This is a genomic window from uncultured Helicobacter sp. (assembly GCF_937893305.1).
In the GTDB taxonomy this organism is placed as follows: Bacteria; Campylobacterota; Campylobacteria; order Campylobacterales; family Helicobacteraceae; genus Helicobacter_D.
In genome coordinates this window covers 1-25,547 of record NZ_CALBGN010000010.1, presented here as the reverse complement: position 1 = coordinate 25,547, position 25,547 = coordinate 1, and the positions used below count along the sequence as shown (strand labels likewise).

Below are 25,547 nucleotides of genomic sequence, written 5' to 3'. Positions count from 1 at the left end.
GGGAATGTGGATTATGAGTTATTAAAAAGAGATTGTAAGATTGTGTATTTAGATCATTCAGGAGAAGAATTTTCTAGGGCTTTAAATGCAAATGCTATTGTTGTGCCTTTTATTATGGATTATTTAAAGGATGTTTATTTTTTGAAATATATTTTTTCCACAGTAAGCACATATTCAAGAAATGCAAATCAAGTTTATTTTGTGCAGCACCATAGTTATGCAAGTGTATTAGAGGCTTTAATGGAAGAAAAATTGGATTATTATCAAATGGTGCTTAAAGATAAGATAGATTATTTATTTGCAACTTCTTATCAAACACAGCAAGCGGTGAAGTTTTTGACAAAAGAGTTTTGCGAAGAAAAAGAACCCAATCTTTTATTAAGTGGCTATGCTGCATTTGATGTTGAAGAAGAGATAGGGGAGAATTTGCGTGATATTGTTTTGATTGCTTTGCATGATGAAAGTGAAGTTTTAGAAATTAAAGAATGTATTTTGGAGTTGCTAGAGTTAGACTTTAAAGTTGCATTGCGTTATCGTTATGAATGGTCTGGAGAAATACAGAAGTTTATAAAAACTATGAAAAATCATCCTAATTTACTAATTAGTTATAATAACGCAAGCTTCAAAGATTATTCTGATAGGAGTTTTGTTGTTGTTACAAGTGCTTCAAGTGTAGCTTATACATTCCCAATTAAGCATTTATGCCCAGCAATTTTATATTTTAAAGATAAAAATATATTTGATAAAAATATTGGAGGGATTAGATTTTTTGAAGATAGAATCCATTTAAAGGCAAGCAGTGGTGCAGAGATTATTTTGCAAGTTAAGATGGCAAAAGATAAAGAATTATTAGAAAAGATTCTAAAATATCGCAAAGAAGAGGTTGTCAATTTTAAACAAGCTAGTGAAGTAATTGCAGATAGCATTGTGCAAATTATTCATAAAGAAAGATAGTATGATAGATAAAATTGGCAAACATAAGGTTGAGCAGTATTATAAAATCGCTGATCTTCTTAAGATTAAGATTCCACAAGATGTAGTTTTAGACTATCAAAATGATGTGGAGGGGGGGGGGTATAAATGTGCATTAACTTTTATTATAAATTGTATGTGTGGGGTCCTGGAGAGAAATCTTCCAAAAGTCGAAAGAGAAAATAAGATTTTAAAGATTGAGTTTTGCGATTACCAAAGAGCATTGACATTGCTCTTAGCTCACTTTCAGGATTATTTGAGTGATAGCGGCTTGAATAGTCTTAAAGAATCTCTAAATGTTCATTTAAAACTTATTGGAGAATCATTAAAGCCATTAGAAGAGATTTGTGGATTAAGTGTTGGGATTACGATGATAGGTTACACAAAAGATAATAAACATATTGGGGACATTGATGAGAGAATTTCTTTTCCTTTGGTGTATTGTTGTAATTCTTTAAAAGCATATGATTTAGCAAAACATAAAATTAAAGAAAATTTTGCAATGATTTCACATCCTATGTATTATAGTATTTTTCCAAAATTGAAAGTTCTATTATCTATAAATACTCCATTGCCACTAGTTAAATTAGAGACTTGCAAAACAATTATTGTGCATTTGGGGCATAACTTTAATGAAGCTTTACAATATACATTGCATCGCACAAATGAGAGCTTTGTATTAGAAAGTTTAAAAAAAGAGAGAATGGATAGGTGCCATTATGTTGTTGCGCACACGCTAAATGATTTTAAACTTTTGCTTAAAGCACAGAGTTTTTTTAATCTTAAAACTAAAATTATTAAGGGTGGTTGTCCTAGTTTAGATTGGGCATTACATAGAATAAAGAAAAAAGCATTAAGTCCTTATTTGCTATTTGCTCCTTCGTATTTATCAAATTTTATTTCTAAGGAATTTATGGAATCTCTTAATGCTATTTTAGATCTTGGGATTAAAGTTGTTTGCAGACTGCATCCTAATTTAAGAGAACAGCAACATCAGCAATTTCATAAAGAAATTGCAAATTGGTGTTTGCATAAAAATTTTATTTTTGATGAAACTTCAAGTTATTTAAATTCTTATATTAATAGCAGCTTTGCTCTTTTAACTGATGAGAGTTCTATGGGGGTATCTTATCCATTGACTTATCTTAAGCCTGCAATTGTTTATATGCCAAATCAAAGAAAGTTTGGCACAAGAGTTTTAGGTGGAATCCATTTGTATTCAAAGGAGGTAAATATTGTGATTGATAACTTTGGCGACTTAAAAAATATTGTGGTAGGTATTAGAGATTCTAGCACATTTGAGAATCAAATAAGAAAGTTTAGAGAAGAGCAAGTGTATAATATCAGAAGCTCTAGTGAATATTTAAGCAAGTTTATTAATAGGCTTTGCAAGGAGTAGGAATGCAAAAAGGTGCGGTGATTTGGATTTGTGGTTTGGCGGGTGCTGGGAAAACAACTTATGCGCAAGATTTATATTTATCTCTTAAAAAAGAAAGAGATAATGTTGTTTTATTGGATGGCGATGTTTTTCGTAGTATATTTCAAGAAGAGCCAGATTTTACAGCAAATGGAAGATTGAGAGTTGCTAAAAAAATCTCTGCACTTTGTTCATTTTTATCTTCTAATGGTATGATAGTTGTATGCGCTACGATTTCACTATTTGAAGAAATTTATTTTATGAATCGTCAAAATATCCCACATTATTTTGAAGTTTTTGTAAAGTGTTCAATGGAAGAGTTAAGAAAAAGAGATAAGAAAAATCTTTATAGTAAAATTCAAAGCAATGCAATTTGCAATGTAATGGGAGTAGATATTCCTTTTGTGGTGCCTAAGGCACATTGCGTGTTGAACAATAATCAAAAAGAAAATTTAGAATACAATCAGCAATTATTAAGGAAAGAGGTGGATAAGTTTTTAGCAAAAGTTTATGAGGCAAGTGATAAGGGGTATTGGTATCAGTTTTATACAAATCATATGCAAGCCGAAAAGGAAAGTCATTTTGCAGCATTTTGCATGAAAAATTATTTTAAAAGCGGTCAATCTTTGATTGAGCTTGGGTGTGGAAATGGTAGGGATAGCTTATATTTTGCTAAAAACAATCTTAAAGTTCTTGGAGTAGATCAGTGTGATAATGTGATTGCTTTTCTTCAGCAGTATAAAAATCACTCATTAAAATTTCAGTGTGCAGATTTTACTAAGTTAGATCTATGTTCTTCTGCGGGGGGGGGGGCTTATGACATAGTCTATTCGCGTTTTACTTTGCATTCTATTACTCAAAATCAACAAAATAGAGTGTTTGAATGGGTTAGAAATCATTTACAAGATGACGGTCTTTTTGCTATGGAGGTAAGGGGACACAAAAATTCTCTTTATAGAATGGGCATTCCAGTCATTGATGAGAAAGATGCGTTTATTTTTGAAAATCATTATAGAAGATTTTTGAAATTTGATATGCTCCTAGAAGAGCTAAAAGATTTTAACATTATTTATGCTAAGGAAGATAAAGGTTTTGCTCCCTTTAGAGATGAAGATGATTATTTTATAAGGGTCATTGCGCAAAAATAAAATCTTTATCCTTCTTTAGCTAAAGAAGGATAAAGATGAAAGATGCAATTAAACAAGAATCAACTTCAGCTGGAAGAGTTGTTAATAATTCAAAAAAAGATGTAGATGCGATTTTTGTCAAAAAATATGGACAAAAATGGTTAGATTATAGAAAAAAATGGGCAGATGCTTCAAAGCATATTTTGAATGATTTTCCACTTTTTGTAAGATTTGAAAATCAATTCAAATGTAATGCAAGATGCACAATGTGTGTGCATGGACACGCTGATTTAAGGGCAGATTATGGATATGAAGGATACTTGCCTTTTGATGTATTTAAACGCTTAGTGGATGAATGTGATGAGCATAAATGTCCATCTGTTGCTCCTTCTCAAACAAATGAGCCTTTATTAGATCACGATATTATCGAACGCTTGCAATATATTAGCACTAAGCAAAATATTATGGATGTGCATTTTAATTCTAATGCTTCTCTTTTGACAGAAGAAATGAGTAGAAAAATTCTTGATACAAGTGTTACAAGAATGAATTTTAGTATTGATGCAATTACAGAAGAGACTTATAAAAAAATTAGAGTTGGATTAGATTTTAAAAAAGTTTTAAAAAACATAGACACTTTTTTAAATTTACGCGCAAAGCTTGGTAGAGAGTTGCCTATTGTGCGTGTGAGTTTTTTATTGCAAGAAAAAAATAAGCACGAATTAGAAGCATTTAAGAATTTTTGGGTAGATAAGGCGGATTATGTATCTGTGCAACGCTATGTGCCGATTTCTCCTTTTGATGATGAAAGGAGTGTGGCAATTTCTGATGCCCCTATTGCTGGGAAGCAGAGCTGTTCTTATCCTTTTGAATCTATTTTTATACACGGAGATGGTTTAGCAGTCCCCTGTGCTTCACATAGAGCAAAACATATTGCAGTAGGCAATATTTATGATAATTCTTTATATGAGATTTGGCACTCTAATGGAATGCAGGCTTTAAGAGAAGCGCATAAGAATGGTGATTTGAGCTGCACGAAGCTTTGTGATACTTGCTTATTTAAAGGATAGGTATGGATAAAAAGCTAGTGTATGTGCCAATGGCAGCAGATATTATTCATCCCGGGCATTTAAATATTATTAAGGAATCTGCTAAATTAGGTTATGTAATGGTTGGACTTTTTTCCGATCAAGCAATTGCTAGTTATAAAAGAGTGCCACTGATGAACTATGAGCAACGCAAACAGATTGTGGAATCCCTAAAAGGCGTTGATGAAGTTGTTATGCAAGATGAGAAAGATTATCGCGCAAACTTAAAAAAATATAAACCAGATTTTCTTGTTCATGGTAGCGATTGGAATACAGGACCTTTAAATGAAGAAAGGCAAAAAGCAATTGTTCTTATGGAATCTTGGGGCGGAAAAGTTGTAGAGCCAGAATATACAAAAGATATTTCCTCTACGAAACTGAACAAAAATTTAAAAGAATTAGGGATTTTGCCACAAGTGAGACTAGGGGCTTTAAAGAAAGCTTTAGCAGCCAAACCTTTAATCCGCGGAATTGAATCTCATAGTGGAATGAGTGCATTAATTGTAGAAGAAGCTTCTATAAAAGATAATGATGGTATTAATCAGACTTTTGATTTTTTATGGTTAAGTTCTCTTACAGATTCTAGCTCTAAGGGCAAGCCAGATATTGAATTTGTAGATTTAACTTCAAGGATTGCTACAGTTAATGATATTTTAGAAGTCTCTACAAAACCTATTATTTATGACGGAGATACAGGTTCTCAGATTCCGCATTTTGCAATGATGGTTAAACGCCTAGAGAGATTAGGAGTGAGTGCTGTTGTTATTGAGGATAAAATAGGGTTAAAGAAAAATTCTTTGTGTGAGGGGGAATCTGCTAAACATACACAAGATTCCATTGAGAACTTTTGTGCAAAAATCAAAGCAGGAAAACAAGCGCAACTAACAAATGATTTTATGATCATTGCAAGAATTGAAAGTTTAATCTTAGAAGTAGGAATGGATGATGCAATTTTGCGCGCGAAAGCTTATATAGAAGCTGGGGCTGATGGAATTATGATTCACTCACGCAAAAAAGATGGACAAGAGATTTTAGAGTTTTGTAAGATCTACAATACTTTTGTTAATCGCAAGCCATTAATGGCGGTGCCTACTAATTATCCTATTTTGAGTGAAGAGGATTTAAAAAATTCTGGAGTTAATATCGTGGTGTATGCAAATCAACTCTTAAGAGCATCTTATACAGCGATGAAAAATACTGCTTTATCTATTTTAGAACACAAAAGAGCATTGGAGGCGGATAAGCATTATATTTCAGCACTAGAGATTATTAATTTAATTGAAGGAAATTAATGCTAGATACTTTAGAGTTTGCAAGATTTTTAAAAGATAGAATAGAGTTTTGTGCGGGAGTTCCTGATAGTTTGTTAAAGCCTTTAAATCAGGCACTTGAGAAAGAAATGCAAAAGGATTTTTATACCACAGCAACAGAGGGGCAAGCAGTAGCTTTTGCTTGTGCGTATCATTTAGCGACTTCTAAGATTGGACTTGTGTATTTGCAAAATAGCGGTTTAGGTAGTGTTATAAATCCTCTTTTATCTTTGGCAGATCCTAAAGTTTATAGGATTCCATTAATTCTATTTATTGGGCTTAGAGGGGGTATTGATGACGAGCCACAGCATTTAAAACAAGGTGAAGTAACAGAACAAATCTTAATTGCTTGTGGGATTAAAACTTTAATATTATCAAAAGAGATCAATCAAGCAAAAGAGCAAATTGATATGGCTTTGCAATATTGTAAAGAAAGTGGTGGAACAGTTGTTTTTTTGATTGAGAAAAATACCTTTGATAAGGTGTCTCTCCCACAAAGCACAAATTCCTTTTCTTTGGTGAGAGAAGAAGCAATTAGTCTTATTCAAGATGTTTTTAAAGGTGCAAAATTTATTACTACGACAGGGATGATTTCTAGGGAGTGTTATGAGTTAAGGGAGTTTAAGAATCAAGATCATAGTAGTGATTTTTTAGTAGTAGGGTCTATGGGATATGCAAGTTCTCTAGCATTTATTTTGTCGAAATATTTAGCTAAAAAAATCGTGTGCCTTGATGGAGATGGTGCGTTTATTATGCATATGGGTTCTCTTGCGAGTTTTAAGGGGGCTAATTTTTATCATATTGTGTTAAATAATTGTGCGCACGATAGTGTAGGTGGGCAAGCAACTAATGTTGGTAATATAAAGTTAGTAGAATTAGCTTATGCTTGTGGATATGATTATGCACTTAGTGTGGAGAGTTTAGAAGAATTACAAAAAACTTTAAAAGAGATTCTACAAATGCAAGGTTTAGTGTTTTTAGAAGTTAAGGTGAAAAAACAGACGCGTGCAAATCTTGGAAGACCAAAGGAGATCTTAAAGCTTAAGGAAGAGTTTTGCAAGGGGCGTTAGTTTATATTACTGGACTTAGTGGTTCAGGTAAGACAACTTTGGCAGGAGAAGTAGTAAAAAGCATTAAGAGTACATTTGGGATTAAAGCTGTTTTGTTAGATGGGGATACTTTGCGTGAATGTGTAGTGAATAATGACTACTCTATACATGGGCGTTTTAATATGGCTTCGTATTATGTGAGAGTTGCTAAAGTGCTAGTAGATCAAGGGTTTGTTGTGGTATTATCAACGATTTCTATGTTTGATAAAATAAGAGCATTTAACGCAGAAAACTTTAAGAACTATTTAGAAGTTTATTTGGAGGTTTCAACAGAAGTTCGCAAACAAAGAGATCCAAAAGATTTTTATAAATTTAATACATTGGATATGGCAGGGCTTAATCAAAGTGTGGAATTGCCAAAAAATAGCCACTTAGTTTTTAAGGATAATTTTGATATAAATCGCGCTTGTGAAAAAATAATAGAAAAATTTAAGGAATTTAATGCGTAAGAGTATTTGTGTGTTTGACTGTCGGGGGGGGGGGGGATTATTTTTTAGCCATTTTCTTATTTTTATCTATAATTGCAGTTATTAATTTAAGTGGTATTGCGGTATGAGTCTTGGTGCTGTAGTTTGGATATGTGGGCTTAGTGGAAGCGGCAAAACCACATTGGCAAGTGCGCTTGTAGAAAGATTAAAGAAGCAGTTTAATGGTGTGGTTTTGTTAGATGGAGACCATTTAAGAAGTATTTATAATGATTTTAATTATAGTAGAGAAGGTAGATTAAATTTAGTATATCGCTCACAAAAACTTTGTTCAATGCTTGTTGATGGTGGCTGTATTGTAGTGGTTTCTTTTGCTACAATGCAAAAAGAAATTTTTACAAGCAATAGAGATATTTTTGAAAAATATTTTGAAATTTTGGTTGATTGCCCATTTGATGAGCTTGTAAAAAGAGATCAAAAACAGCTTTATAGTAGGGCTTTAAAGGGAGAGATTAAAAATGTTTATGGTGTAGATATAGCTTGTGATTTTCCTGCTGCAGATTTTATTATTGATAATTCTAAATGTGAAAATTTGGAATCTAAAGTTGATGTTTTGCATCAGAAGGTTATGGAATTCTTGTTTTCTTTATCTATTCCTGAGAATTTAAGTTTGCAGGTAAAGTTTGCACATACTCCTCTATCAATCAAAGAATCTTATAGAATTATGCAAGAGTTTCGCCCTTATTTGAGTTTAGAAGATTTTACTTCTAGAGTCCTGCTTTTAAATAAAACAATGCAATTTAGGTTTTTAATGTTTTATGATAATAAAGAATTAATAGGGCTATGTGGGTTTATGCCTTCGTATCTTTTGTATCATAAAGAATGTTTATTTATTAGTGATTTTGTTGTGTCTAGTCATGTGAGAAAAATGGGATATGGACAAAAGATGTTTTTAATAATGCAGAGAATTGCTTATGAAAATGGATATAATGAAATTTCTTTAGAAAGTGGTATCGTAAGAGAGAAGGCTCATAGATTTTGGATTGAAAAATGTGGTTTTAGGAGGACAAGATTTGGTTTTAAAAAAGATTTGATTGCTGTAAAGGACCAATAAATGAAAGCGGTAATTTTAGCGGCAGGTGTAGGAAGAAGACTTAAAAAATATACTGAAAATATACCAAAATGTATGGTGGAGGTGGGTGGAATCACAATTGTAGAAAGATTATAAAACAAATTATAAAATATGGAAAATTGAAGCATATTGTTATTGTTACAGGATATTTGGATAAGGTGTTAAAAGACTACATTAGTAGTTTAGATTTACCTTTAGATATTTTGATTGATTTTGTGTATAACGATAAATATCATTGTGCAAATAATATTTATTCTTTATATAGTGCTAAAAAATATTTAAATGATGATATATTTTTATTTGAATCTGATTTAGTTTTTGATGATTCTGTAATAAAACAAATATTTAATGCAACATCTGATAATTTTGCATTAGTATCACGCGATGAATCTTGGATGGATGGATCTGTTGTAATGATTGATGAAGAATATAGAGTAAAAAAAATAATCTTTAAAGATGAATTTGATTTTAAAGAGATTGATAAATATTATAAAACAGCTAATATTTATAAGTTTTCCAAGGAAATGATACAGAATTTTTATATTCCTATTTTAGAGGATTATATTAAAAATAATCAAATTGAATTTTATTATGAGAGAGCCTTGAAAGATATTGTTAATCATGGATGGGTCTTGAAGGCAGAGATTGTGGATAGTGATTTGTGGTATGAAATTGATAATCCAAATGATCTTGCAATTTCTAATATAATGTTTTCTGATTTCAGTAAAAGTTATGAAATGTTAGAAAAAAATTATGGTGGATATTGGAGATTTCCTAAAATTAATGATTACTGTTATTTGGTAAATCCTTATTTTCCAACTCCTAAACTTATAGAAGAGATGGAATTAATGTTGAGAAGTTTGATGATAAATTACCCATCAGGAGCAAAAGTTATACAAACATTAGCCGAGACAATGTTTAATATTAAAGAAGAGTTTTTATTAGTTGGTAATGGAGCTAGTGAATTAATTAAAGCATTAATGACGACTTTAGAGGGCAGGATAGGTTTTATAGTGCCAACTTTTGAGGAATATGTTAATTGCGCAAAAGAGCCCGTGTTATTTGAAGTAAAAACTGGATTAATATATAATGCATCAGAACTTATTACATTTATTTCTAAAGAGTCAATCAAAACAATACTAATTATAGCACCTGATAATCCTAGCGGTTTTTTGCTTCCTAAAAAAGATTTGGAAGAAATTTTAAATTGGACAAAAGAGCATAATGTTAATGTTGTTTTAGATGAATCTTTTATGGACTTTGCAGAGCATTATTATACCTTTTTAGAAAATGAGAAATTAATTTTATATCCTAACTTAATTCTTGTAAAAAGTATTTCAAAATCTTATGGAGTTGCAGGGCTTAGACTTGGAATTCTTGCCAACTCAAATAAAGAAATTCTTAGAAAAATACAAGATAAATGTTCTATTTGGAATATTAATTCTATTGCAGAATATTTTTTACAAATTATAGTTAAATATACAAAGGAATATAAAAAATCCTGTGAGATATTAATAGAAACTAGAAAAAATTTTATTAATGAATTAAGAAAAATAAAACAGATAGAAGTTTTTGATTCTCAAAGTAATTATGTTTTATGTTGTATAAAAAATGAAAATATTAATGTTAAAGAATTGGCAATTTTTTGTTTTAAAAATAATTTTTTAATCAAAGATTGTTCTAATAAAATCGGCTTAAAAAGTGGTAGATTTTTTAGACTAGCTGTCAAGGACAATCATTTAAATAAAGAATTAATTTTAATTTTAAAAAATTTTTTTCAGGATAAGTTTTGAAAGCGATTTTATTGACTGATTGTCGTATTAAAATAGAGAATATTATTGGTATTTTGCAGGATAATGATTTTCAAATATTTGGTGTTTGTTTTGGAGAATGTTTAATTTCAGAATATCAAAAAAAATATGCAAAAATCATCAATTATTAATTGTAGATAAACAAGAATTACCAGCATACAAAGACATTGATGTGATTTTTTCTTATGGTTATGTCCATTACATTCCAAGAGAAGTTTTTTCTTCAGTGCGATATTGTATTAATTTTCATCCTGGATTATTACCTGATTATAAAGGTTGTTATACATTATATTATGGAATGGCAAATAATGAGAAAGAATGGGGGATGACGGCACATTTTGTGAATGAAAAGTTTGATTGCGGAGAGATAATTTTAATAGAAAAATTTATTTTAGATTATGAAAAGACAGGAAAAGAAATTGTGGAATATATTTGGGAGGAAGTAGGAATTAATGCTTTTAAGAAAATTGTATTTATGATCAGAGAAGGGAGTATAATGTCATTTTCTCAAAAAAAAACTCCAAAAATAGCCTGCGGGGGGGGGGGGGGAGATATTATAGTAGAGAAAGGCTTAATGAAGAGAAACTTATCTCTATTGAAGATTTGAAAAATTTAGATTCTAAAGAAATTGTTAAAAAAATTAGAGCTATGTGGTATCCACATTATGATGGTTTGCGATTAAAACTAGAAGATGGAGAAGAATTGTTTTTAATGGATAGAAAGATTTGGGATACAATTAAAAATAAAATTTAGTTTGGAATGGAATATGCTATGGAATGTTTGCTTTATAAAACTGCTTTAATTGCGCTAGAAGCAGGAGATGTGGTTTTAAAATATTATGGTTTAGAAGATTTTGATTTAAAACAAGATTCTTCACCTTTAACAAAGGCAGATTTAGAATCCAATGCTTTAATCATGCAAAAATTGCAAGAAATTTCTTCATATAAGGTGTGCTCTGAAGAAGCTGTGTTGGAGTATGAAGAACGCAAGGGTTTAGAATATTTTTGGCTTATTGATCCACTTGATGGCACAAAGGATTTTTTGGCACAAAATGGAGGCTTTACGATAAATATTGCATTAATTTATAAAAATCGTCCCATTTTAGGCGTGGTGTATGCTCCAGCGTTTTCTAAGCTTTATATCGCCCTAAAAGACTTTGGTAGTTTTGATTATGATGTAAAATCTTTAGAAGAATCTTGGCAAAAAGGGATGTTAGATCTAGCCTGGCTAGAGCAAAACAAAATCCGCTTAAATGGTGAGAGAATCGCACAAGAAAAGCAAATTATTGCGTGTGATTCTGTATTTCATAGCACACAAGCAACACAGGACTTTATTAGTAAATATCATTTAAAAGTGCAAAAGTATGGTTCATCGCTTAAAATTTGTGCTTTAGCCAAAGGAGAAGCAGATATTTATCCGCGTTTTAATGGCACGAGCGAGTGGGATATTGCGGCGTGTGAGATTGTGCTAGAAGAGAGCGGTGGAGTAGTGTTGGATTGTGTGAGTAAAAAACCTTTAGCTTATAATAAAGAGAGTTTTAGAAATAACCATTTTGTCGCATTTGCAAAGAGTCAAGTAGGTAAAGAAATTTATCAAGATATTTTAAACACTGATTTTTAGTAGTTTATGCAATGCCTTGAAATTTTGGAGTAAATTTTTGTATGATTAGCAAAATACAATTAAGGCGGAGCATTTGAAGAATCTAATCATTGTGGAATCTCCAACAAAAGCGCGAACAATAAAGAATTTCTTAGGTGATGCATATAATGTTATCGCGTCAAAAGGGCATATTAGGGATTTGCCTAAGCATACTTTTGGAATTAAAATTGAAAATGAAACCTTTATCCCAGAATATACAATTGATACTTCTCACAAAGAAGTTGTGAATGAGCTAAAAAAGCTTGCAAAAGATGCAAAAGAAATCTATATCGCAACCGATGAGGATAGAGAGGGGGAAGCAATAGGTTATCATATCGCAACTGCTATTGGCAAAAATCCCAATAAACTTCCTAGAATTGTCTTTCACGAAATCACGCAAAACGCTATTAAGGAGGCTCTAAAAAATCCACGCCATATTGATATGGATAGAGTTAATGCGCAGCAAGCAAGGCGTTTATTAGACAGAATCGTAGGCTATCGTTTAAGTCCATTGATTGCTTCTAAGATTCAAAGAGGCTTAAGTGCTGGACGCGTGCAAAGTAGTGCGTTAAAAATTATTGTGGATAGAGAAAAAGAGATTCTAAATTTTAAGCCCATAACTTATTATAGCATTGAAAGCGTGTTTAAAAAAAATGGAGATAAAAGTATCCTTGAGGCCGAACTTGTGGAGTTTAAGGGTAAAAAGATTGATAAGCTGACCTTGCAAGATTACATAGAGGCAGAAGAGATTGTATCTGTGCTAAAAACAGAAAGTTTTAAGATTCAAAGCCTTGAAACAAAACGAAGAAAAACAACTACTCCCCCTCCATTTATGACTTCTACATTACAACAAAGCGCAAGCTCACAGCTGGGATTTTCCCCATCACGAACAATGCAAACAGCCCAAAAGCTTTATGAAGGGGTGATGACACATCAAGGTTCAATGGGTGTGATTACTTATATGAGAACAGATAGCTTAAATATTGCAAAAGTCGCGCAAGATGAAGCACGCAAGCTTATTGCTAAAACTTATGGTAAAGAATATGTGCCAACAAAGCCAAAAGTCTATACCACAAAAGCAAAAGGCGCGCAAGAAGCACACGAAGCAATCCGTCCAACTTTAATGGATTTCACGCCACAAATTGCAGCACAATATCTAAAAGGAGATGAGCTTAAGCTTTATACTCTAATTTATAAGCGATTCTTAGCCTCACAAATGCAAGATGCAGAATTTGAATCACAAAGCATTTTGATAACTTGTAAAACTGCACAACTTAAAATTAATGGTAGAAAACTTGTATTTGATGGGTTTTATCGTGTGCTTGGTAGTGAAGATAAGGATAAATTGCTCCCAGAATTTAAGATTAATGAAGAAATTAAGCTTGAAAAATGCGTCGCTAATGAACATCAAACAGAGCCTCCAGCAAGATATTCTGAAGCAAGCTTGATTAAAACATTGGAGTCTTTAGGGATTGGGCGTCCAAGCACTTATGCTCCAACAATTGCGCTATTGACTTCAAGAGAATATATTAGCATTGAGAAAAAACAAATCCAACCTAAAGAAGTCGCTTTTAAGGTGGTGGAGCTTTTAGAGGCGCATTTTAATGAAATTGTAGATTCTAAATTTACAGCAACTTTAGAAGAGCGTCTTGATGCTATTGCAGAATCTAAACAGGATTGGCAGCAACTTTTATGGGAGTTTTATGAGCCTTTTATTCAAAAAGTGAGTGAAGGCAAAACAAGCATTGCAAGTCAAAAGATTGCGATTCCAACTGGTGAGTCTTGTCCGCTATGCGGTAAAGATCTTGTGCAAAGAAAAAGTAGGTTTGGAGAATTTGTAGGGTGCAGTGGTTATCCTAAGTGTAAATACATTAAAAAAGAACAAGAAACTAGCGATGAAGATTTAGGGGTTTGTGAAAAATGTGGCAAACCAATGGTAAAAAAACGCGGTAGAAATGGAGAGTTTTTGGCTTGTAGTGGGTATCCAGAGTGCAAAAACACAAAGGCTTTAAATGGGTCTAAAGCGCAACCTCAAGTTTTAGAGGATGTTAAATGTCCAAAATGTGGGGGAGATATTTTAGAGAGAATGAGTCGGCGTGGGAAGTTTTATGGATGTAAGAATTATCCAAAATGTGATTTTATTGCAAATTTTCCACCTACACAGCACACTTGTCCAAAATGCAATAGTGTGATGCTAAGGCGGACATTTCGTAAAAAACCGATTTTAGAATGCAGTGCGTGCAAAGAACGCATTGATGATAAAGGATAAAAATGACACAAGAAATTTTAGATTTTTTAGATAATAATGTAGGGTTTTTAGCAACAAAGGGAACTTGTGGTAATCCACGTGTGCGTCCTATGCAATCTCCTTTATATTATGATGAGAAGCTTTATGCTTGCACTTCTAAGAAAAAAGGAATCTATAAGCATATTCAAAATTTTTCTGGGATTGAACTTAGTGCATATGATGGAAAGAATATGTGGATTAGAATCCGTGCAAAAGCCGTGTTTGATGAAAATATAGAGATAAAAAAGAAAATGTTTGAAAAGTATCCTGTAGTTAAAGAGATTTATAAAAATCCTGAAAATCCTGATTTTGCAGTGTTTTACTTTGATGAGCCTAGTATTAAAATTCAAAGTTTTAATGGTCGCAATGAAGTGTTAAAGGGCTAAAATGCAAGAGATTTTTTTATGCACAATTTGTAATGTTTCAAGTGGGAGTTGCGCAGAAGATTGTGCGTATTGCACACAAAGTGCGAAGTATAATGCTGATATTGAACGCTATAAATACAAACCGATTCCACAAATTTTAGAAGAAGCAAAAAGAGCAAGCGAAAACGGTGCGCTAGGGTTTTGTCTTGTAACAAGCGGGAGAGAGTTAGATAGTAAGCGCGTGGAGTATATTGCACAAGCTGCAAGGGCGATTGTGGATTCTGGATTGCATTTGCATTTAATTGGTTGCAGCGGGATTGCAAGTGTTGAGGCTTTAATAGAACTTAAAAATGCAGGAATTGCAAGCTATAATCATAATCTTGAGGCAAGTCGCAACTTTTTTCCAAAAATTTGTTCTACACATAGTTTTGAAGAGCGTTATGAAACCTGTGAAAATGCTTTAAAAGCAGGTCTTGGGTTATGTAGTGGTGGAATCTTTGGAATGGGAGAGAGTTGGCAAGATAGAATGGATTTGCTCTATGCGCTACAAACGCTAACTCCGCATAGCGTGCCGATTAATTTCTTTATTTCAAATCCTGCATTACCTCTTACACAAAAGATTCTAGCGCAAGAAGAAGCATTAGAATGTGTCAAATTAGCAAGGGAGTATTTGCCAAATGCAAGATTAATGATTGCAGGAGGTAGAGAGAAAGTGTTTAAAGAGGATCAAAAGGCACTTTTTGAGTGTGGAATTAATGCGGTTGTATTAGGGGATTATCTTACTACTAAAGGAAACACTCCAAAAGATGAAGTAGAACGCATTAAGAATTATGGATATGGAATCGCAACAAGTTGTGAATAAAATATTATGTTAGAGACTTCTAAAAAACTAGAAAAGAGTAAAGATCTGTTAATTTCGCGCTTTAAAAGATTATGGACTTTAAGGTTATTTCAAGAGATTAGAGATAAGCTTTGGGTGCTTGTGCGTTATTTATATGTGTTTTTAAAAGGCGATTTGCTTTATTTTGCCTCAAGCCTTAGTTTTTATACAATTTTTGCACTTTTACCAATGCTACTTGTGGTATTTTCACTTGTGGCAACATTGCCAGACTTTAAAGAATATATTGAAAGTTTTAAAAGTCTCATTATTGCGAATTTTATTCCTACGCATTCTGATATATTTTTGCAATATTTAGATGGATTTTTAAAAAACTCTACGAAGCTTGGTGGAATGGGGCTTTTATATGCCTTCATCACTTCTATTTTGTTTTTTAGAAACTATCAAAACATTACGACAAAAATTTTTCACTCCAAAGGGCGTGGGTTTTGGGATTCTTTATCTGTGTATTGGACTTGTATGACGCTTTTTCCATTAGGTGTGCTTTTTTCTATCTTTCTTAGCGCAAAGGCGTATGCGTATTTGGATGGGTTGGGTTATAGCACATATTTGGCTTGGCTATTTAGACTGATTCCGTATTTTTTAATTTGGATTGTATTTTTTATGCTTTTTAAAATTTCAGCAAACACAAAAATCAGCACAAAGAATACCTTGCTAAGTTCTTTGATTACAGCACTTTTGTGGTCTTTTTGCAAATGGGGATTTGTGTATTATGTGTTTTACAATAAGGCATATTTAACGCTTTATGGTTCTTTTAGCATTGTGTTGTTTTTGTTTATTTGGGTGTATCTTTCTTGGGCGATTTTGCTTTTTGGAATGAGTTTAAGTCGTGGGATTGATGAGATGTTTGTTAAAGAGTTGGAATCTCAAAATCAAGAGAGTTGAAGTAAGAGATAAATGCAAGAAAACATTAGAAATTTAAGTTTTGCTATTAAATTTATGCTAAAATAATAAAATTTTTCTTTGAACTTAAAGGAGTTTTTTTGGAAATTGAGTCGTTTCTCTTGTCAATTTTCGCGTTGTTTCTTGTTTTATTAAATGGTTTTTTTGTGCTTTCAGAGTTTGCAATTGTTAAGATTCGTCGCTCACGCTTAGAAGAGCTTTCAAAGCGTGAAGTAAGTGGCGCAAAACTTGCACTAAAAATTACTGGAAAATTAGATTCCTATCTTTCTGCAACACAGCTTGGAATTACGCTTTCATCTCTTGGACTTGGTTGGATTGGTGAGCCTGCTATTGCTAGATTGTTAGAAACGCCTTTTAAATATTTTATTGGAGATAATCCTGTATTGCTACATTCTGTGAGTTTTGTGATTGCATTTAGTTTTATTACGCTTTTACATGTTGTTGTTGGAGAGATTGTGCCAAAGTCTATTGCCATTGCTAAGGCGGAAAAGGCTGTGTTGCTTGTTGCGCGCCCTTTGCATATTTTTTGGATTGTGTTTTATCCAGTTATTAAGATTTTTGATTTTATTGCTACGATTATTTTGCACGCAATGCACATTAAGCCTGCAAGCGAAGGGGAAGAAAGTGCGCATTCTGAAGAAGAATTAAAAATCATCGTAGGTGAGAGTTTAAAGGGTGGATATTTAGATACGATTGAAAATGAAATTATTCAAAATGCTGTAAGTTTCTCAGATACAATGGCAAAAGAGATTATGACGCCTAGAAAAGATATGATTTGTTTATATGATGATAACACTTATGAAGAGAATATGCAGATTGTAACAACTACAAAGCACACGCGTTATCCTTATTGCAAAGAAGGAAAAGATAATATTATAGGAATGGTGCATTTAAGGGATTTGCTTGAAACAATGTTGAGTAACAATCCTTCAAAAGAATTGGAAAGCTTGGTGCGTGAAATGATTATCGTCCCTGAGAGTGCATCAATTTCAAATATTCTTAATCAAATGAATCGCCGTCAAATCCACACTGCACTTGTTGTTGATGAGTATGGTGGAACAGCAGGTTTGCTGACAATGGAAGATATTTTAGAAGAAGTGATGGGTGATATTAGTGATGAGCACGATAAAAAAAGCGATGATTATCACAAAATCAGTGAAGATTCTTATTCTTTTGATGGTATGCTTGATTTAGAGCGAGTAGCTGATGTGCTTGGAATCACTTTTGAAGATGACACAGAGCAAGTTACCATTGGTGGGTATGTCTTTAACCTTTTAGAGAGAATGCCAGTAGTTGGCGATATTATTGATGATGAGTATTGTGAGTATGAAGTCTTAGCAACAGAAGGGGCTAGGATTGTGCGATTAAAGGCTACAAAAAAGCCATTTTTAAACGAAGAATAAGTGGATGCTTGATTTATTTTTAGTATTATTGCAAGTTTTATTTATTAGTTTAAAATTAGCTAATAAAATTCAGTGGTCTTGGTGGCTTGTTTTGTTGCCGATGATTGTGTATGTTTTTTTGTATGTTTTTTTGTATGTTTTAGTGGGTGGATTTTTATTTGGTCTAGGAATTTCGCTCACAGCATTGTAAAGGAGAGAAGATGGAATTTGTTGCAATTTTAATGGGAAGCAAAAGTGATTATTCTGTAATGGAAGAATGTATTAAGGTTTTAAAAAAATTTGATGTGCCTTATGAAGTGATTATTTCATCAGCGCACAGAAGCCCAAATCGCACAAAAGAATATGTTAAAAATGCAGAAGAAAAGGGTGCTAAAGTTTTTATTGCGGCTGCTGGAATGGCAGCGCATTTGGCGGGTGCTGTGGCTTCAATGACGACAAAGCCTGTGATTGGTGTGCCATTAAAAGGGGGCGCATTAGATGGTTTAGATTCTTTATTATCCACTGTTCAAATGCCTTCTGGTATGCCAGTAGCAACACTTGCGCTTGGAAAAACAGGTGCTGTAAATAGTGCGTATTTGGCAATGCAAATTTTAGCACTTGCTGATACAGAGCTTGGAGAAAAACTTAAAGAAGATCGTGTAATGAAAGCAAAAAATGTTGAGCTAGATTCTAGCGAGATTGAAGTTATTTTATAAGGAATATTATGGAATCTTGGGTTGGGTTGGAGGAATTTGCAAAGCTTGCACATTTAGACAAAGAAAAAGTCCTAGAAATGGTAGCAAATGGAACGCTAAAGAGCAAGCAAGAAAATGGAGAATTTTTAATTGATGCAAGTAGTGGCACACAAGCACTTGTGAAGAGTGCAGGTAATGCTATAATGCTTGCAGATTCTACAAATATGTCTGTGGATAGTGATTTTGTAGAGAAAACTATTGGCACGATTTTAAGCTTACACGAAAAGGTTGTTAGCTCCAAAGAAGAAACGATTTCAAGTGTAAAAAATGAAAATCAATTTCTAAAAGATGCGCTTTTTAATACACAAGAAGTGTATGAAGATGATAAAAAAACTATTGCGATTTTGCGCGAACAATTGCGTGCAGCACAAGAAGAAATTGAGTTTTTAAAGCGTAAATATCGTCTAATGTGGGGCAAGGCAATTGATGTCAAAGCAAAGGAATAAACCATTAATTTACAATACGCTTGCCTTGAGTGCTTGTTAAAACAAGCACAATTTACTGCAAAACTTCAAAATAATGCTTTAGAGCAAAATGTTTTAAAGGCTATTAGCGCAGTTTTTGAGGGTTTAGAAGATTTTCAAAAATTTTTAGAAAACTCTTCTAATTTTTCTGCTCTAAGCATTAAAGATATATCAAAACTTAAAGAGCAATTGTGTGTATTTTTCAAAGATAAAGGAATCGCATTGTGTGGTGATTTTGAGATTCCACCTACACTGCTTGCAGTTTTAGTTTATGAAAAAATTGCAGAGATTTTAAAAAATCCTTCACCTTATTTGGAAGTCAAAACAAAGAGTATCGCACAAGCTAAAATTTACAAGCAAGGCTTTATGAAGAATTTAGAGACAATGCTAAAGAAAGATTGTAGTGCTAAAGAGATTTTAGAATATGCAGTGCGCATTTGTGTGCTTGGTAATGTGATTGACTATGGAGCGCAATGTAGTTTTGATTTAGAGTTGGAATCTAAAAAGATTTTAAAAGCACATTTTGCATATTTTGAGTTGGAATCCTTTATGAAAAAGTTAGAAAATGCAAAACAGATAGCGTTTATTGGCGACAATGCTGGAGAAAATGAGTTTGATGAAATTTTGATTGTTGCATTGAAGGCTTTATATCCAAGTTTGGAGATTTATTATTTTGTGCGGGGTGCTGAAATCATTAATGATATTACATTAAGAGATTTGCAAAATAGCGATTCTGCATTATTTAGTCTTTGTAAAGTTATTGATAGCGGAGTCTTAAGTCCAGGTTTTATAGAGGATTTAGCAAGCATAAATGCCAAAGAGATTTACAAAAAAGTAGATGTTGTCTTAGCAAAGGGAATGGGAAATTTTGAATCTATGGAATCTTTTGCTAGAAGCGATTGCCGTGTGTTTTTACTCTTTAAGATTAAATGCAATGTGGTGCGTAATTATTTAAAGAAAAATTTAGGGGATTTTGTGTTTTTTTCTCCATTTTTAGAACAAAAGATATGAAATTTCTTGTTTTTAGAATAACAATTTGTAAGATTTCTAATCTTTGGTTAGCTAAATATTAACCATTTTTAAGCTAGTGATTATGTGAAATTCTATAAAATTACGAGATTCTCTGTAAAAGTTTTAAGGGAAATCTTAAAGGAAGGAGCATATATGCAATCAAATCCTGCGTTAGAGTATGATTACTCCATTGCAAAATTATTTCTTTTTGCAACGATTGCGTTTGGTATTGTTGGATTATTGTTGGGTGTTGTGATCGCTTTTCAAATGGCTTTTCCAAACCTTAATTATCTTGCTGGTGAGTTTGGAACATTTGGAAGATTGAGACCTTTACATACAAATGGAATTATTTATGGATTCACATTAAGCGGTATTTGGGCGGCTTGGTATTATTTGGGGCAAAGAGTTTTAAAAATCTCTTATAATGAACATCCCTTTTTAAAGGTGATTGGACACTTACATTTTTGGATTTATATCGCACTTATGGCTTTAGCAGTGATAAGCTTGTTTGCTGGACTTACACAATCTAAAGAATATTCTGAATTAGTTTGGCCTCTTGATTTATTAGTGGTTGTTGTGTGGGTATTATGGGGTGTTAGTTTGTTTGGTTCAATGGGTGTAAGACGCGAGCAAACAATTTATATTAGTTTGTGGTATTTCATCGCAACTTTTGTCGCAATTGCTGCGCTTTATATCTTTAACAATCTTTCTGTGCCAACTTATTTGATCTCAGGTGTAGGTTCAATGTGGCATTCTATTTCTCTTTATGCAGGAACAAATGATGCAATGGTGCAATGGTGGTTTGGACACAATGCGGTTGCATTTGTTTTTACTTCCGGAATTATTGGGGTGATTTATTATTTTTTGCCAAAAGAATCTGGACAGCCAATTTTTTCTTATAAATTGACATTATTCTCATTTTGGGGCTTAATGTTTGTTTATATTTGGGCTGGAAGCCACCATTTGCTTTATTCCACGGTTCCTGATTGGATGCAAACAATGGGTTCAATTTTTTCAGTTGTGTTGATTTTGCCTTCTTGGGGAACAGCAGTTAATATGCTTCTTACAATGAAAGGACAATGGCACCAATTAAAAGAATCTCCATTGATTAAATTTCTTATTCTTGCTTCAACTTTCTATATGCTTTCAACTCTTGAAGGTCCAATTCAGTCTATCAAATCCGTTAATGCGTTAGCTCACTTTACAGATTGGATTGTAGGACATGTGCATGATGGAGTTTTAGGTTGGGTTGGTTTTACAATCATTGCGGCTTGTTATCATATGACACCACGTTTATTTGGGCGTGAAATTTATTCTAAGAAGCTTATGGATATTCAATTTTGGATTCAAACAACGGCAATTATTCTTTACTTCTCGAGTATGTGGATTGCAGGAATTACGCAAGGTATGATGTGGAGAGCAACTGATGAATTCGGAAGTTTGGCATATTCATTTATTGATACAGTAACTGTATTAATGCCTTATTATACAATTCGTGCGATTGGCGGAGCAATGTATTTAATTGGATTTATTATCTTTACTTATAACATTGTTATGACAATTGTGGCTAGCAAAACTCTTGAAAAAGAACCAAGATTTGCAACGCCTATGGCAGCATAAGGGGATTGTGATGTTTCATTGGTTAGAAAAAAATCCGTTTTTCTTTACGGTTGTGTTTTTATTGGTGTTTTCAATTGCGGGATTAGTTGAGATTTTGCCTGATTTTGCAAAAGCTTCACGCCCAACAGAGAATCTTAAGCCTTATACGCTTTTAGAAACTGCAGGGCGTCAAATTTATATTGCGGAGAGTTGTAATGCTTGCCATTCTCAACTTGTGCGCCCTTTTAAAGCAGAAACAGATCGTTACGGCGCATATAGTTTAAGTGGTGAATATGCTTATGATAGACCTTTTCTTTGGGGTTCAAAAAGAACAGGTCCAGATTTACATCGTGTTGGAGATTACAGAACGACAGATTGGCATGAAGAGCATATGTTAAATCCAGAAGCAGTCGTTCCGGGATCTATTATGCCAGCGTATGCGCACCTATATAAGAAAAATGTTGATGTGGATACCGTATACGCAGAAGCTTATACGCAAAAAGTTGTGTTTGCTGTGCCTTATGATACAGAAAATAATCCAAAGCTAGGGGATTTAGAAGCTGCTAGAGCGGAAATTTTAGCAGAAGCTAAGATTTTAGCAGAGGATATGAAAGATCCAGAAATTAAAGCTGCATTAGAGAGAGGTGAAATTAAGCAAATTGTTGCATTAATTGCATATCTTAATAGTTTAGGACAAAAAAGAAGGGCGAATTAGTCGTGGAATATGAAACAATACAAATTATCCAGGGTTATGCGTATTGGTTTATCACGCTGTTATTGGTGGTGTTGTTGTATGCTTATATCTACCATTTATATAAAAGTCAAAAAAGCGGAAAGATAGATTATGAAAAATATGCAAGACTTGCCTTGGATGATGAGTTAGATGATTGTTTAATAGAAAAGCGTAATCAAGAAGACAAAAAGAAGGAGAGCTAAATGGAATGGTTTAATTTAGGCGATAGCGTAAATATGCTCGGATTAGCTGGAGCCGTAGTAATTTTAGCTTTGACTATTTTCATTGTGGGTGGTTACATCAAAAAAATGAAGGATAGCAAAGCAGATGGTGAGCTAGCAGAAGAAGAATGGGATGGTATTAAAGAATTTAAAAATGACATTCCTATTGGTTGGGGTGTTACTTATCTTGTGCTTATTATTTGGGCATTATGGTATTGGTTTGTTGGATATCCTTTGAATTCTTACTCTCAAATTGGAGAATACAATGAAGAAGTAAAAGCATACAATGCAAAATTTGAAGAAAAGTGGCAAAACATTGATGCAGAAACACTGACAAAAATGGGACAGAATCTTTACTTGGTGCAATGTTCTCAGTGCCACGGAGTTACCACAGAAGGGATTAATGGCACAGCTGCAAACTTACTTGAGTGGGGTAGAGAAGAAGGGATTATTCGCACAATGAAAGAGGGGAGCAAAGGTCTAGGTTATATGCTTGGAGATATGTTGCCAATGAGTGAAACAGCACCTGGAGTTTTAAATACAGAAGAAGATTATCAAGCAGTTGCTGCGTATGTAATGGCAGAAATTTCGGAGACTAAAAAGACAAAGTATCCTGACCTTGTGGCAAAAGGAAAAGAGCTATTTAGTGCAGCAACTTGCACAGCTTGTCACGGAGATGATGGCAAAGGAATGGGCGGTATGGCACCAGATCTAAGTAAGTATGGAACACCAGCTTTTGTTGCTGAAGTGCTTGAGAAAGGGAAAAAGGGACATATTGGTATTATGCCTTCTTTCAAGTCTCAAATGCTAACAGATAAACAAAAAGAAGCTTTAGCGCATTTTATCTATTCAGATAAAAACTAAGGAGGTTTGTATATGAACGGATTGTTTGGAGTTAATGGACTTTTGGGATATTTCGTAGCGGTTGTATTGTTGCTTAGTGTTGTGTTTGGTTTGGGTTATGCGGCTGTTGTTACACAAAAAGCACAAGCTAATAATCCTTATGTTATTGAAAATGCAAATACATTGCAAATGACAAGCAAAGAAAATGCGCAACATTTTAAAGATGCGCCAAAAGGAGAATGACAATGATTAAATATAGCGGTTTAGAAAAGATTCTTTTTGTAGCCCATATTGTTGCAATTATCGTGTCTATTGCTGTTGTTTTTATCCCCGATATGCTTCTTTTTGTTGGCTAATTAATGTTTAAAAGATTAAAAATAGGGTTTTTTTCCCTATTTTTTTGTTCATTTGTGATTGCTAAGCCTTATGTGCTAGAAAATCAAAATCAACTTATTGATAAGACAGTTGGTTTTATTGAGATTTTATCTGATGAAGTTTATGAAAAAACAGGTGTTTCTTTATATGTTGTTGCTCTTGAAAATTTAGGAAAAAAAAATCTTCAAGAGCAGGAATATTTTTTTGTGAGAAATCTTAAATCTCCTTATGCACTTCTTTTTTTTACGCAGTTTGAAAAAAAAATCAATATCATTACAAGCCCAGAAGTTGAAAAAATGTTTGATAAAAAAGAAGTGTATTGGGATTATATTATCCCATTAATCCCTAAAAAAGACGATGAATTGACACCGCAAAATATTTCAGCATTTTTGTTGAATGGCTTTGTGGATATGGCTGATAGGATTGCAGAGTATCATAGTGTAGAGCTAGAGCATAGCTTTCCAAAGCAAAATAAAGGCGTGCAAATTGCAGTGCGTACGATGCTTTATGTGATGTTATTTGTTCTTTTGTTGCTATTTGTGTTTGTGTATTTAAGGAGAAAGTGATGAAAAATTATTGGCCACTTGGAATCTTTTTGCTTGCGATGGTGGTTGTTGGATTAATTGTGCTAACACTTAAAGTTGCGATTTCAAATCCTGTTGAGTTGCAAGGGGTTTGTCAGCAGAATTCTCAATATATTGATGAAAATGCAAATGCGATTGCGCAAATGCGTGCAAGATTGCTTAATCAGTATCATATTGTTTTTGAAGGTGCAACTAAACAAAGCCCAAAAGAATTTCGTCAGATTTTCTTGCGTATTAGTGATAAAACAAATGAAAAGATTATAACAAATGCTAAGGTTAAGTTTTTTTTAACACGCCCTAATACAACTAGAGAAGATAAAGCGTTGGGTAATGGAGAGCTTGTAGATGGTTTGTGGCAGAGTGAGTATTTTGAGGTGCAAAAACAGGGGCGTTATCAAAGTGAAGCTTTGGTGGAGATTGGTAATGATTCTCTTTGCATTACGCAGGAATATTTAGTTAAGGAAGATTAAATTTATTGTCAAAAGTTGGAATCCTAATTTAAAGTAAAGTTTTGTAAAATAGCGCATTTTACTTTAAAGGGATTTAAATGGCTTGTGTTTTACAAATTGGTGCAGGTGGAGTTGGAGGCGTAGTAGCGCATAAAATGGCTATGAATAGAGAGAGCTTTTCACGCATTATTTTAGCTTCTCGCACGATAGATAAATGCAAGGCAATAGCAGATTCTATCCGCCAAAAAGGCTTAGGTGAGATTGAGATAGATTCTGTGGATGCTGATAGTGTGGAATCTGTGGTAGCTTTGATTGAAAAATACCGCCCAAAGCTTGTGGTAAATGTCGCCCTGCCTTATCAAGATTTAGCCATTATGGAAGCTTGTCTCCGCACGAAAACGCATTATTTAGACACGGCAAATTATGAGCATCCAGATTCTGCGCATTTTGAGTATAAAGAGCAGTGGGCGTATGATACGCGCTATAAACAAGCAGGGATTTTTGCGCTACTTGGCAGTGGGTTTGACCCGGGCGTTACAAATGTGTTTTGTGCGTATGCGCAAAAGCATTATTTTGATGAGATACACACTATTGATATTTTGGATTGCAATGCAGGGGATCACGGCTATGCGTTTGCGACAAACTTTAA

The 25,547-nt window shown here is 33.3% G+C and carries 27 protein-coding genes; all 27 read left to right on the top strand.

Annotated elements, in window-relative coordinates; all coding sequences use genetic code 11:
• Nucleotides 1-6 precede the first annotated feature (6 nt).
• On the top strand, nt 7-954 hold the full coding sequence (locus tag Q0358_RS01525) for a hypothetical protein (protein WP_299546296.1): 948 nt from the start codon (nt 7-9) through the stop codon (nt 952-954).
• Between the two features lies 1 nt (nt 955).
• Nucleotides 956-2,371: a hypothetical protein gene (locus Q0358_RS01520; RefSeq protein ID WP_299546294.1), complete on the top strand. Its 1,416-nt coding sequence runs from the start codon at nt 956-958 to the stop codon at nt 2,369-2,371.
• Between the two features lie 2 nt (nt 2,372-2,373).
• On the top strand, nt 2,374-3,537 hold the full coding sequence (locus Q0358_RS01515) for an adenylyl-sulfate kinase (RefSeq protein WP_299546292.1): 1,164 nt from the start codon (nt 2,374-2,376) through the stop codon (nt 3,535-3,537).
• Between the two features lie 35 nt (nt 3,538-3,572).
• Nucleotides 3,573-4,586 carry a radical SAM protein gene (locus Q0358_RS01510; RefSeq protein WP_299546290.1) on the top strand — a complete coding sequence of 338 codons (1,014 nt, stop codon included), beginning with the start codon at nt 3,573-3,575 and terminating at the stop codon, nt 4,584-4,586.
• A gap of 2 nt (nt 4,587-4,588) precedes the next feature.
• Nucleotides 4,589-5,896: a phosphoenolpyruvate mutase gene (gene aepX, locus Q0358_RS01505; RefSeq protein WP_299546288.1), complete on the top strand. Its 1,308-nt coding sequence runs from the start codon at nt 4,589-4,591 to the stop codon at nt 5,894-5,896.
• Nucleotides 5,896-6,984, top strand: coding sequence for a phosphonopyruvate decarboxylase (gene aepY, locus Q0358_RS01500; RefSeq protein ID WP_299546286.1), 1,089 nt, complete (start codon nt 5,896-5,898; stop codon nt 6,982-6,984). Before aepX ends, aepY begins: the two co-directional genes overlap by 1 nt.
• Nucleotides 6,969-7,472 (top strand): adenylyl-sulfate kinase, encoded by a 504-nt coding sequence (locus Q0358_RS01495; RefSeq protein ID WP_299546284.1) that lies wholly within the window; start codon nt 6,969-6,971, stop codon nt 7,470-7,472. Before aepY ends, Q0358_RS01495 begins: the two co-directional genes overlap by 16 nt.
• Before the next feature lie 103 nt (nt 7,473-7,575).
• Nucleotides 7,576-8,562, top strand: a complete 987-nt coding sequence (locus Q0358_RS01490) for an adenylyl-sulfate kinase (RefSeq protein ID WP_299546282.1) — start codon at nt 7,576-7,578, stop codon at nt 8,560-8,562.
• A gap of 137 nt (nt 8,563-8,699) precedes the next feature.
• The gene (locus Q0358_RS01485; RefSeq protein WP_299546279.1) at nt 8,700-10,373 is read left to right on the top strand and encodes an aminotransferase class I/II-fold pyridoxal phosphate-dependent enzyme; all 1,674 of its coding nucleotides are present in this window, start codon (nt 8,700-8,702) and stop codon (nt 10,371-10,373) included.
• A gap of 97 nt (nt 10,374-10,470) precedes the next feature.
• Nucleotides 10,471-10,998 carry a formyltransferase family protein gene (locus tag Q0358_RS01480; RefSeq protein ID WP_299546277.1) on the top strand — a complete coding sequence of 176 codons (528 nt, stop codon included), beginning with the start codon at nt 10,471-10,473 and terminating at the stop codon, nt 10,996-10,998.
• Nucleotides 10,999-11,162: 164 nt separating this feature from the next.
• Nucleotides 11,163-12,011: a 3'(2'),5'-bisphosphate nucleotidase CysQ gene (locus Q0358_RS01475; protein ID WP_299546276.1), complete on the top strand. Its 849-nt coding sequence runs from the start codon at nt 11,163-11,165 to the stop codon at nt 12,009-12,011.
• A gap of 73 nt (nt 12,012-12,084) precedes the next feature.
• A complete protein-coding gene (gene topA, locus Q0358_RS01470; RefSeq protein WP_299546274.1) occupies nt 12,085-14,298 on the top strand; it encodes a type I DNA topoisomerase in 2,214 nt (737 codons plus the stop codon).
• A gap of 2 nt (nt 14,299-14,300) precedes the next feature.
• Nucleotides 14,301-14,702 carry a pyridoxamine 5'-phosphate oxidase family protein gene (locus Q0358_RS01465; RefSeq protein WP_299546272.1) on the top strand — a complete coding sequence of 134 codons (402 nt, stop codon included), beginning with the start codon at nt 14,301-14,303 and terminating at the stop codon, nt 14,700-14,702.
• 1 nt (nt 14,703) lies between these two features.
• Nucleotides 14,704-15,543, top strand: coding sequence for a biotin synthase (locus Q0358_RS01460; RefSeq protein WP_299546270.1), 840 nt, complete (start codon nt 14,704-14,706; stop codon nt 15,541-15,543).
• 6 nt (nt 15,544-15,549) lie between these two features.
• Complete coding sequence (locus tag Q0358_RS01455) at nt 15,550-16,464, top strand: YihY/virulence factor BrkB family protein (RefSeq protein ID WP_299546267.1); 915 nt, start codon at nt 15,550-15,552, stop codon at nt 16,462-16,464.
• Between the two features lie 98 nt (nt 16,465-16,562).
• On the top strand, nt 16,563-17,885 hold the full coding sequence (locus Q0358_RS01450; RefSeq protein ID WP_299546265.1) for a hemolysin family protein: 1,323 nt from the start codon (nt 16,563-16,565) through the stop codon (nt 17,883-17,885).
• A gap of 200 nt (nt 17,886-18,085) precedes the next feature.
• The gene (gene purE, locus Q0358_RS01445) at nt 18,086-18,580 is read left to right on the top strand and encodes a 5-(carboxyamino)imidazole ribonucleotide mutase (RefSeq protein WP_299546263.1); all 495 of its coding nucleotides are present in this window, start codon (nt 18,086-18,088) and stop codon (nt 18,578-18,580) included.
• 8 nt (nt 18,581-18,588) lie between these two features.
• Nucleotides 18,589-19,065 (top strand): DUF3972 domain-containing protein, encoded by a 477-nt coding sequence (locus tag Q0358_RS01440; RefSeq protein WP_317381099.1) that lies wholly within the window; start codon nt 18,589-18,591, stop codon nt 19,063-19,065.
• A gap of 3 nt (nt 19,066-19,068) precedes the next feature.
• Nucleotides 19,069-20,094, top strand: coding sequence for an ARMT1-like domain-containing protein (locus Q0358_RS01435; RefSeq protein WP_299546341.1), 1,026 nt, complete (start codon nt 19,069-19,071; stop codon nt 20,092-20,094).
• Nucleotides 20,095-20,247: 153 nt separating this feature from the next.
• Nucleotides 20,248-21,714 carry a cytochrome-c oxidase, cbb3-type subunit I gene (gene ccoN, locus Q0358_RS01430; RefSeq protein ID WP_299546261.1) on the top strand — a complete coding sequence of 489 codons (1,467 nt, stop codon included), beginning with the start codon at nt 20,248-20,250 and terminating at the stop codon, nt 21,712-21,714.
• 10 nt (nt 21,715-21,724) lie between these two features.
• Nucleotides 21,725-22,408, top strand: coding sequence for a cytochrome-c oxidase, cbb3-type subunit II (gene ccoO / locus Q0358_RS01425; protein WP_299546259.1), 684 nt, complete (start codon nt 21,725-21,727; stop codon nt 22,406-22,408).
• Between the two features lie 2 nt (nt 22,409-22,410).
• Nucleotides 22,411-22,629 carry a cytochrome c oxidase, cbb3-type, CcoQ subunit gene (locus Q0358_RS01420; protein WP_299546257.1) on the top strand — a complete coding sequence of 73 codons (219 nt, stop codon included), beginning with the start codon at nt 22,411-22,413 and terminating at the stop codon, nt 22,627-22,629.
• Nucleotides 22,630-23,511: a c-type cytochrome gene (locus Q0358_RS01415; RefSeq protein ID WP_299546255.1), complete on the top strand. Its 882-nt coding sequence runs from the start codon at nt 22,630-22,632 to the stop codon at nt 23,509-23,511.
• A 12-nt stretch (nt 23,512-23,523) separates the two neighbouring features.
• Nucleotides 23,524-23,733, top strand: coding sequence for a DUF4006 family protein (locus Q0358_RS01410; RefSeq protein WP_299546253.1), 210 nt, complete (start codon nt 23,524-23,526; stop codon nt 23,731-23,733).
• Nucleotides 23,734-23,849: 116 nt separating this feature from the next.
• Nucleotides 23,850-24,431 carry a TPM domain-containing protein gene (locus tag Q0358_RS01405; RefSeq protein WP_299546251.1) on the top strand — a complete coding sequence of 194 codons (582 nt, stop codon included), beginning with the start codon at nt 23,850-23,852 and terminating at the stop codon, nt 24,429-24,431.
• Nucleotides 24,431-24,919 (top strand): hypothetical protein, encoded by a 489-nt coding sequence (locus tag Q0358_RS01400; RefSeq protein ID WP_299546249.1) that lies wholly within the window; start codon nt 24,431-24,433, stop codon nt 24,917-24,919. The genes Q0358_RS01405 and Q0358_RS01400 overlap by 1 nt, the downstream gene beginning before the upstream one ends.
• Before the next feature lie 77 nt (nt 24,920-24,996).
• Nucleotides 24,997-25,547: saccharopine dehydrogenase NADP-binding domain-containing protein (locus tag Q0358_RS01395; protein ID WP_299546247.1), on the top strand; the 551-nt coding region annotated here is incomplete at its 3' end.